This is a genomic window from Enterobacter cloacae complex sp. P12RS (assembly GCF_014895875.1).
GTDB classification, from domain to species: Bacteria; Pseudomonadota; Gammaproteobacteria; order Enterobacterales; family Enterobacteriaceae; genus Enterobacter; species Enterobacter bugandensis.
Map to the genome: position 1 here is coordinate 1 of NZ_JADBQO010000066.1, position 9,456 is coordinate 9,456.

Here is a 9,456-nt window from a genome sequence, read left to right on the forward strand (position 1 = left end):
ACTCTTTGCTTGTCACCTTCAGGGACAAGATGACCTTCTGCTGATAAATTCCGCACGGTTAAAAGAATAGAACTAAATGTTGTCAGGGCGAGCCTCAAATCCTGGATCCACGCCTGACGAAATTCAGAGGTCTTGTTTTCCTTAGTCATTACCAAACCAATGCCCCCTGCTGCTGCCGCAATCACCCCTGCGGTAATTGCCGCCCATGCTTCGTTCATAACATCCACCTTTGATTAACAAACAAAAAAATACCGCCACAAGGCGGTAATTTAGGCGACTGGAGGGCCGAGTTTATGCTTTTTCGCATCGCTTTCGGTTGGCTGGCCGGAATCGGTCCGGGCATGCTCCTCTGGCAAATTGGTTGTCTGACCTCTCGGGTTTTCATGGGTTAACCTTCAATCGCAACACTGAAGGCAAGAGCTGAACACCCCCAGGGTGAACTGGTAGACATCGGCACAGCCTCCGTCGCCACTCTTTGCCCACTATCCAATCTTGTTCTATCCCCTGGTCAGACACTCAGATGTTGCGCTCTGCAGCGGCATGCGGGGGAATACAAAAACTCGGACAAAATAAAGCCCTCCTTTCTGGATCTCTCGCGGGGATAAAACTATTAAACAAGCGTTCGCGTAAAGATTCAACTATACGACATATGGTTTTTTCAGACTCTAGGTGCTGCAGCAATCATCGCCTTATAGCGTTCCAGGCATGGCGGGCTCTCCCATGGCAGAACCATCGCCTCGCACATCTGATAGGCAGGCACAATCGGCACCGCCCCCCAACCATCAGGCACTACCGTCGCTGGCGGGGCGGAGAACACAGTAATGCATCCTTCTTCGGGCTCGGCATACACAGAGCATGATTCGATATGCCCAGACTTGATGAGCTCGACGTATTCAGAGTCGATTTAGCCTACATGCGTGGCTTCGAGCGATGCCAGCGCGATACGAGCCAGCTCATTCAGGATTGCCACATTAGCGTGACCGAGGGTGTATCCAGCCTTCAAGTCAGCAACTGCTTGCACTACATGTTTGTCGATGTTGCTCTCTTGGCCTCCACTAGCTCTTTCCATTTTTCTTGAAGCAACTGCCGGACCGCTGCCTGTCCATCAGGCGGGAAAGAAAATCCCGCGCGGACTCCAAGGCAACCGTTAGAACAGCGGACCTCTGCTGAACCCCAGTTCATCCCACGGCTGCGAACCCTCAGTGAAGGAGCCATTCCGCATTCAGGGCATTTCGGTAAATCAGTCATTCCCCAGCCCCTCCAGCAGATGCTTATGACGGCGCAGCTCGCGAACGGCCCCCTGCAGACGCTGCAGGTTTGCCAGCTTCGCTTTCGTGCGGCGGATTTCAGTCGAGATATAACGCGATGACGGAATAATCACATCGTCTGGACGGGAAGCGAATGCCGGTATATCCTGAATAATTTCAGCCGTGGATTTGCTGGCTGGCGCAGCTGCTTTGTCGCTACCCTCTGACGCTGGTTCCTGCGGTTCTGGCTGAGTGGCCGGTTCACCCGCCAGACTCCAGGTGATGTTTTTACCGTCCACATGGCGCAGGACCAGACCGTCCTTGCACATTGCACCCAGAGAGGCATTTAGGGCTCGCGATCCTTTACCCAGTTTTTCTGCGACCTGATTGGCGCTCATAGCTCCCTTCCCCTGCATTGCTGCCAATACCCTCTCCACCAGCGGCGATGGCTGCTTGGGTCTGATACGCTTCGGCTGATGCTCCTTCGCGGTACCGATCGACCATGACCCATCGAAGAAATCGCACAACCCCTCTTCCTTCTGCTCGCGAAGCATTTTCAGTGCCTCTACGGGCTCGATATCCAAGCGGGCTGCTACATCGAGGTAGGTTGCTTTACCCATTGCTTTCAGTGCGTCGATTACTGATTCCATAATTTTCTCCTCAGAATTTACTTAACAGGTCTCAGGTGACTAACGTTTCCGCGATAGCTCTCCCAGTCAAAATTCACCCAAATTCCGTTATCCATGCGCAGGCGATCGATAACCCTTGCCCCCAGGGTATCCACCAGCGCGTCGTAATTCAGGTTGGTCAGAACGCCAACCGGGCGCATTGCGGCCAGGCGACGATCGATAATCTGGTTCAACAAAACTTTCTCGCCGCGGCTGTCACGCTGAATGCCTACTTCGTCGAGCACCAGCAAATCCACTTTGCAGAGGTCATCCAGCAGCGCGGCTTCAGAACGCCCTTCGTCATAACAGGCCCTGGCGCGCAGGGTCAGGTCCGGCACGGTCACAATCAGAACCGTTCGCCCCTGTTTCAGCAGATAATTTCCGATCGCCGCTGAGAGGTGGTTTTTCCCCGTGCCGGGCTTTCCGGTGAAAACGAAGCTCGCAAAGCCGGTTCCAAAATTTTGCGCATAACTCTTTGCCATACTCAGTGCATGGCGCTGTCCATCGCCGTTCACCGTGTAATTCGCGAAACTGCAGCTGCGGTGCAGGTTCTGGATCCCGGATCGCCCGAAAATTTTCTCTGCTCGTGCCTGCTGGTTGAGTTTGTCCACCTCAGCCGCACGTTTCTGCCCTTCCTCACGCTGCCATGCCATCAGTTCTGCGGCGTTCTTGAATTTGGGTTCTACGCCTTGCGGAATTACGCGGCGAAGGCGATCGAGAATGGAACCTGCGTTTTGCATGCTTACCCCCTGAATCCTGGCGGAACGGTGTTATCTGGACGGGAGATCTGATTGATATCCCGTCCACCAGCCTGGTAATGCCCGGTGCCCGGTGCCGACAGGCGGATAATCAGGTCATCCCATTTTTCGCGGAGTTTGGCCGGGCATTTCACCTGGCGAACCCAAAACGTATCGCTCTGAAGGCGCTTGAACATTTCACAAATTTGCTTGTGGCTACGGCCATCAAGGGTGCGCATCAGACGAACGTCATTCGCCCAGACCGTCCAGTTCGGCTCTTTCGGACGAACGATCTCGCCGTCAAAGGTTGCGGCCTCCTCGTAGAGTTTCAGCACGCGCTTCCAAATCCATTGCGCACAGGTCAAATCTTCCTGGCTACCCCATTGGCGTTTCGTAGGGCTACTAACCACTGCTTCCGGGTGACGATTTAAAAATTCTGCTTTTGAAATCTTTCCGTCGGACTGCGAAGCATCCGGACGAGAATTATTTTCTGGTTCTTTGACTGGTTCAGAAGAGTGACTGATTCTGGGTGAATCTCCTTCACTATCCCCTGGTGAACGTGCTGCACCATCTGGTGAATTTCCTGCACCAGCCCCTGGTGAATTTGCTTCACCATCCTGGTGAATCTCCTGCACTACCCTTGCACTGGTATTTGCACCGCTCAGGGTTAGTCGGTAGAAATTGCTGCCATTGCCTTTCGGCCCCGATCTGGTCTCTTTTCGCATCAGTCCAAACTCGCAAAGCGCGGCAACATGATTCATGACGGAACGACGGCTGATCTCACACTGATCAGCGATATGCTGATAGCTCGGCCAGCATTCGCCCTGGTCACTTGCGTTATCGGCCAGCTTAAGCAGAACCAGCTTACGAAGCGGGTTTCCTACCTTGACCTTCATCGCCTGAACCATCAGTTCCATGCTCATAGAACACCTCGATACAACTGAACTAGGCTACGTTTGAACAAGTCGAAACCAGCTTCACTTTGACGCCGACCAGCTGCGCCAGCGCGTCTATTGCTTCCAGAGTCTCGCGGCGGATTACCGGTTGCGGTTTGCCAGTGAAGACTGCATTGGTGGCTTCGATACACTCTTTGTTAACTCTGGCTGCCCGGTAGAGCATGCAGTCTTTCTGCTCCAGCTCGTTATCAATGGCGGTGCGGATGGCATAGCTCAGGGCTTGCGCCTGCTTAAGGTAGTTAGGCGTATGGTTGCGGAATGCACGCTGAATAATTTGCTTGTTGTTGTGCAAGCGCCGCGCGTACTCGTCAGGGTCCGTCACGTTATCCAATGGCTGAAGCAGATCGCCAAAGTGATGCGGGGTTATAAGCTGCGTGACCGTCTTCCATCCCTTTTCCTGAGCCCAGGACTCCAGCTCACATGCTAGTTTTTTGATTTCCATCAGTCAGACTCCTTTGAATCTTTTGGGTTATCTTTGTGCTCATACAAAACTGAGTCGTACTTCAATGCACCACCCGTTATCTTTTCCAGTCGCGCGGCTCGTCGTTCAGGGACCAACTCCCCCCATTCACTGACAGAGGATCGAGCGATGTTGAGAGCTCTCGCCACATTGGCTTTTTTCCCAAAGTGTTTTATTACATCTTCGGTTTTCATTGGGTTCCCCTTGGTAAGTTTTCCTAACTTTATATGTTAAGGAAACAAGAGTCAATGCGCGTTAGGATTTCCGAACTATGAAAACGATCGGTCAGCGTATAAAAGAGCGACGCTCTGCCTTGAAATATACCCAGCGCAGCCTAGGTAAACAGGCTGGGGTTGCCCATGTCACAATCTCTCAGTGGGAACGTGATGAAACCTCACCGAGAGGCGATAACCTATTCAAACTAGCTGCAGCACTGAACGTAGAGCCGGGCTGGATTATTAAGGGTGATGAGGGGTATGAACCACCACCAGCCGAATCCTACAGATTGTTATCCCCACAGCAGCATCAGCTTTTAGAGCTCTTCGACAAGCTTCCTAATGCAGAGAAAGAACAACACATCATCAATTTGCGGGATAAGGTCAAGGACTATGATCAAACGTTCAATGACCTCATAAAAACCAAAAGCAAAGAAGAAATCCTGCAGATCCTCAAAAACCTCGACATCAAATAATTTTCACCCTCATAGGCCGCTCCAACAGCGGCCTTTTTGCGTTTTCCGCACCCCTTATGTTAGGTTTTGCGAAATTTATACTTGACGATTTGTTAGGTTTAAATAACAATCAGCGTTATCAAAACTTAACAGCAGTAATCAGTAAACGTTCCGCCTACCCGGCGATAAGGGTAAACAGAGCGAACAAGCAGGACGCCCATGAAGTAGCTGCCGGCGACATACGAAACACCGGATGAAATGGAAAGACAATCGCGCAGCAGGTTTACCGTTCCGCCAGTTTGGCGTTAAAGGCACACAGGAGTTAACCATGATCGATTTCGCACGCAAAAAAGCTGGCTGCCAAGCCGTTCGCTTAAATTTGTTTGAAGTTCTGGTTCGTAAGCTTTGCTACTTACTGGCACAGAAAGGCAATCCAGAGCTTAAAGCATGAGCTCGTTCTTTGCCCTGATCGTTACCGTCTGTGCCCTCACCGGGGAATGCTCAGACATCATGCTCGGTGTATACCAAACCGAAGCTGGCTGTGATGCAGCTGCCAAAGAGCAGCACGTTAAAGGAGAGTGTTACTCGTACAAATCAGCTGACGACCATCAGCCAGCTTTCAAATTTTAATCGAGTTGTGACCAATGGCTGTTACCAGCCCCTTAAAGCACAAAACCCGCGCAAGGCGGGTTAAGTACCCGGTCAGCCGACCAAAGCTTTCCGGAATCGAGTTTTGACCAATGACCACTACCCAAGGCGGCAATCACTAGCTGCGGGTATCTTACAACCAAAATTAAGGACCCGATATGGAATTCTTTCATTTAATCAAGGCAACACAGAAATCCGGCAAAGAAGATGCCGTTATCTGGTTCACTGCTAAATCAGAAGCGCGAGCCAATTTGCAGCTGGATGTTGAGCTGGAAGATGCTGGCATTGAAACTGGCCGGGGCAAGGATTATAGCAAGTCTGTCCGTACCGATTTCCCTGTTTACAGCGACCTGCCGGAAGAAAGCACAGTGGATTACACCTGGTGCAAACGCTACGAACTGCACGACGATGGACGCACCTGGCTGCCAAAGGCTGGTGATGAGTCTACTGGAGCCGTGGACAACAACACTGCCGCTCCGGAAGCGATCACTACAGTTGAAACCACCGTCGAGAGTGTCCCGCTTGAAAACCGCACTCCAGCAGTACGTTTTGCCGTTCACCTGACCAGCGACAAGTATCAATCACACATCACAAAAGAGCAGCAGCTGGCTGCCAGCGAAATGTCACTGGATGAAGGCAACACCTATCTTCAGAACCTGCTGCTGGCGAAGAGCGACATCCCTGAAGTTGCCGAACTCAGCCTGAACGCTGAGTGGAAACTCATTCAGGCGATTAAGCAGGTATTCGCGCCAGATGAAACGCACGAAACTCAAGATATCGCTGCATTCATGGTTGACTGGGCTAAAGCAGATGCCAGCGCTCGCAACCAATTAGTGGAAGACTGGCGCAGCGGCAAATTTCCCGCTCTGAAATCTGAAAGCACCAGCGACACTGGCGTTATAGCAGGTCAGGGTTTTGAACCTGATAACGCTATCCAGATTGACGAGAATGATGACGAAACCACACGTTATCCAGTCGTTCGCATGCCCTTCCGCAAGCAGCTACTCGCCCAGTTCACCTCCCACGAACTGCGCCACCACTTAACCCGCGAAGAATACGAAGGTATCAGCGCGCTGGAGATGGACACTGACAACAGCTATGTCCAGAACCTACTGCTGGCGGCAGAAAACTGCGAACAGGTTAAAAGTTACGACACCAAAGACCTGTGGCGCTATACCGACGCCATTCGCAAAGTGTTCAGCCAGGAAAAGCGTCACGAACTCGCTTTGGTTCTCCGATTCACCAGAATCTGGGCGGCGACTGATTACATTGACCACGGCCTGCTGGTAAAAGAATGGGCCAAAGGCAATCGCGTTGCAGAAATACAGCGTACTGAAAGCGGTACGAATGCTGGCGGAGGCAACAAGACCGACAGAAACCCTGACCTTAAACATGATCTAGACACTCTCGATTTAGAGATTGCGCTGGCCACGTTACCAATGGATTTCAACATTTATGATATCCCTGGTGGTGTTTTCCGTCGGGCAAAAGAGATCGTGAGTAAAAAAGAAAGTCCATTCAAAGAATGGTCTATAGCTCTTCGTACAACTCCGGGAGTTTTGGATTACTCGCGTGCAGCTATCTTTGCACTTATCCGCAGCGCTCACCCAGAGCATTACCTATACCCGGCACGTCTCAGCGGATTCATTAACGCGAACCAGACTGAAAGCGATCATTCTGCTCCATCAGACGAAACTCTTGCGGCTGCGCGCCATAACCCTGAGGTGAGCTGGATAAACGAGGTAACTAATGACTCTGCTGTTGAAACTAGCGGCCAGAATGAGGAGACTCAGGTCGACGGCGACACGCATCCGGTTCTCGAAAAAGTTGGTAATGGTCTTTTTTCTATTGAAGGGTTGGCCACTAGCAACGCTGAAATCGACCAACAAGATACCGCAGCGGAGTACGTCGATAATGTGCAGATGGAAGAAACTGGTAATGATGAAACCCCGAACTGTGCTGCGTTATCAGAAGTCACGGAAGAAACTATCTCAGGCGCAAGCACTACTGAAACTTATAACAGCACAGCTGCTATAAATAATGATTCCGGTCATCATAATCATGCCGAGCCTGAAATGCTCTATACACACCTTATGGTCGACATTGAAGCGTTTGGTAAAAAGGCTGATTCGCCAGTCGTATCTATCGGAGCTGTGTTCTTTGATCCATCTACAGGTAATACCGGATCGGAATTTTACAAAGTGATTAGCCTGGAATCTTCAATGGCCAGCGGCGGGGTTCCGGATGCATCTACGATAATATTCTGGCTCAAAGCTTCACCTGAAGCTCGTTCAGAGTTAGTGATGGATGATGCTATTCCGCTCGATGATGCATTACTGCAGCTAAATGAGTTTATAGGCGAGAATGCGGTTAACGGCCCTGATTCTGTTCAGGTCTGGGGTAATGGTGCCACTTATGACAATGTCCTGCTTGAGGCATCTTACGACCGGACGGGGATCCCCTGCCCATGGAAGTTCTGGAATAACCGGGATGTAAGAACAATTGTCGAGTTGGGTAAAGCCGTTGGCTGCAAGCCTCGCTATGAGATCCCATTTGAGGGAGAACCTCACAAGGCTATTTCGGATGCTCATCATCAGATCAAATACGTGTCTGCAATCTGGCAGCGTCTGACTGAACACTGATTTTTTAATTTCAGAAAATGGCTCTGATATGGGCCATTATGAGGTAAATCATATGCTTCAAATGCTGACTTTAGAAGAATGGGCTGCGGAAAAATACCGGAGTAATCCCCCAAGTCTGAATACTTTACGCCGATACGCTAAAGAGAGCATGTTCACTCCCCCGGCCACCAAAGAAGGAAGATACTGGCGGGTAAGAGAAGATGCCGAGATTACAGGTAATTTAACCCAGCCCGTTATTAAAAAATCTGATTCTCCTATGCTTCAAAGGATACTGTCTGATGGCTGCCCGACCACGTAAAAACAACGTTAAGATACCTAATCTTTATCCGCTCTACAGTCGTAAGGTAAATAAAATCTACTGGCGTTATAAGCATCCTATTACTGGTAAATTTCACAGCCTCGGAACTAACGAGGCTGAAGCAACAGCAATAGCAATCGAAGCTAATGAGCGACTAGCTGAACAGCGCACTAGGCAGGTTTTGGCTCTCAGTGACAAGATCGCCACCAGCAAAGAAAAGGCGATAACAACAAATACGTGGTTAGATCGTTATTGGAAAATTCAGGATGAAAGACTGGAGAATGGTGATATCAAGCCGAACACTCATAAACAAAAGGCTAAACCAGTAGCCCTACTTCGTGAGAGCGTGGGAATGAAATTGATTTCATCCGTCGATGTTCGGGATGTTGCCCAGATACTGGAGTCCTATGTTGCAGAAGGTCAACCGAGGATGGCCCAGGTAATCCGCTCTGTTTTGATCGATGTTTTCAAGGAAGCACAGCATTATGGCGAGGTACCGCCGGGTTATAACCCGGCTCTTGCTACAAAACAACCACGCCGACGGATTACCCGACAGCGTCTTAACCTTGACGAATGGCAAAAGATTTTCGAGATAGCTGATGCCCGCCATCAATACATGGGTAATGCAATGCTATTGGCACACGTTACTGGTCAACGCCTTGGGGATATCTCCAACATGAAGTTTAGCGATATTTGGGATGACCATCTGCATGTCGTTCAGGAGAAAACAGGGAGCAAGCTAGCGATCCCTCTATCCCTAAGGCTTAACGCGATTGACTGGAGTTTGAGGGATGTAGTTGCACGTTGCCGTGACTATGCAGTGAGTCCATACCTAATCCACTTCTTTCGGGCAACCTCAATGGCAGAACGAGGTGCTCAGGTAAAGTCGAACACAATAACAATGAACTTCAGTAAGGCTCGTGATAAATCAGACATAAATTGGGGGAATGGCACGCCAGCTACTTTCCATGAACAACGCTCGTTAGCGGAAAGACTATATGAGATTCAAGGGATAGATACTCAGAAGTTGCTAGGTCATAAGTCACCGAATCAAACGGCTCGATATCATGATGATCGGGGTAAAGATTGGATTAAAATATTTATATAAAGGAGTATACACTCCTTTATAT

The 9,456-nt window shown here is 50.2% G+C and carries 12 protein-coding genes; 6 read left to right on the top strand and 6 right to left on the bottom strand.

The features are described 5' to 3' along the window. The 6 genes from IM284_RS22465 to IM284_RS22490 all read right to left on the bottom strand — a co-directional run. A partial coding sequence (locus tag IM284_RS22465; RefSeq protein ID WP_226838940.1) for a hypothetical protein occupies nucleotides 1–218 on the bottom strand: 218 nt, incomplete at its 3' end. A 1,022-nt stretch (nucleotides 219–1,240) separates the two neighbouring features. Next, nucleotides 1,241–1,897, bottom strand: a complete 657-nt coding sequence (locus tag IM284_RS22470; protein WP_193055938.1) for a DUF1627 domain-containing protein — start codon at nucleotides 1,895–1,897, stop codon at nucleotides 1,241–1,243. A 17-nt stretch (nucleotides 1,898–1,914) separates the two neighbouring features. Continuing rightward, nucleotides 1,915–2,655, bottom strand: a complete 741-nt coding sequence (locus IM284_RS22475; RefSeq protein WP_193055939.1) for an ATP-binding protein — start codon at nucleotides 2,653–2,655, stop codon at nucleotides 1,915–1,917. A gap of 2 nt (nucleotides 2,656–2,657) precedes the next feature. After that, a complete protein-coding gene (locus IM284_RS22480) occupies nucleotides 2,658–3,575 on the bottom strand; it encodes a helix-turn-helix domain-containing protein (RefSeq protein WP_193055940.1) in 918 nt (305 codons plus the stop codon). Nucleotides 3,576–3,597: 22 nt separating this feature from the next. Continuing rightward, a complete protein-coding gene (locus IM284_RS22485) occupies nucleotides 3,598–4,050 on the bottom strand; it encodes a hypothetical protein (protein ID WP_193055941.1) in 453 nt (150 codons plus the stop codon). Continuing rightward, entirely contained in the window at nucleotides 4,050–4,262 is a 213-nt protein-coding gene (locus tag IM284_RS22490) for a Cro/CI family transcriptional regulator (RefSeq protein WP_047749228.1), read from the bottom strand. The genes IM284_RS22485 and IM284_RS22490 overlap by 1 nt, the downstream gene beginning before the upstream one ends. Before the next feature lie 77 nt (nucleotides 4,263–4,339). Between IM284_RS22490 and IM284_RS22495 the strand changes: the two genes are divergently transcribed. The 6 genes from IM284_RS22495 (at nucleotide 4,340) to IM284_RS22525 (ending at nucleotide 9,434) form a co-directional block, all read left to right on the top strand. After that, the gene (locus IM284_RS22495) at nucleotides 4,340–4,759 is read left to right on the top strand and encodes a helix-turn-helix domain-containing protein (RefSeq protein ID WP_149366343.1); all 420 of its coding nucleotides are present in this window, start codon (nucleotides 4,340–4,342) and stop codon (nucleotides 4,757–4,759) included. 232 nt (nucleotides 4,760–4,991) lie between these two features. Continuing rightward, nucleotides 4,992–5,189, top strand: a complete 198-nt coding sequence (locus IM284_RS22500; protein WP_193055944.1) for a hypothetical protein — start codon at nucleotides 4,992–4,994, stop codon at nucleotides 5,187–5,189. Then, nucleotides 5,186–5,368 (top strand): DUF1482 family protein, encoded by a 183-nt coding sequence (locus IM284_RS22505; RefSeq protein ID WP_193055942.1) that lies wholly within the window; start codon nucleotides 5,186–5,188, stop codon nucleotides 5,366–5,368. Before IM284_RS22500 ends, IM284_RS22505 begins: the two co-directional genes overlap by 4 nt. 176 nt (nucleotides 5,369–5,544) lie before the next feature. Continuing rightward, entirely contained in the window at nucleotides 5,545–8,028 is a 2,484-nt protein-coding gene (locus tag IM284_RS23805) for a 3'-5' exoribonuclease domain-containing protein (protein WP_370552126.1), read from the top strand. Nucleotides 8,029–8,080: 52 nt separating this feature from the next. Further along, nucleotides 8,081–8,326, top strand: coding sequence for an excisionase (locus IM284_RS22520; RefSeq protein WP_071785721.1), 246 nt, complete (start codon nucleotides 8,081–8,083; stop codon nucleotides 8,324–8,326). Continuing rightward, nucleotides 8,307–9,434: a site-specific integrase gene (locus IM284_RS22525; RefSeq protein ID WP_193055943.1), complete on the top strand. Its 1,128-nt coding sequence runs from the start codon at nucleotides 8,307–8,309 to the stop codon at nucleotides 9,432–9,434. Before IM284_RS22520 ends, IM284_RS22525 begins: the two co-directional genes overlap by 20 nt. Nucleotides 9,435–9,456: the final 22 nt, after the last annotated feature.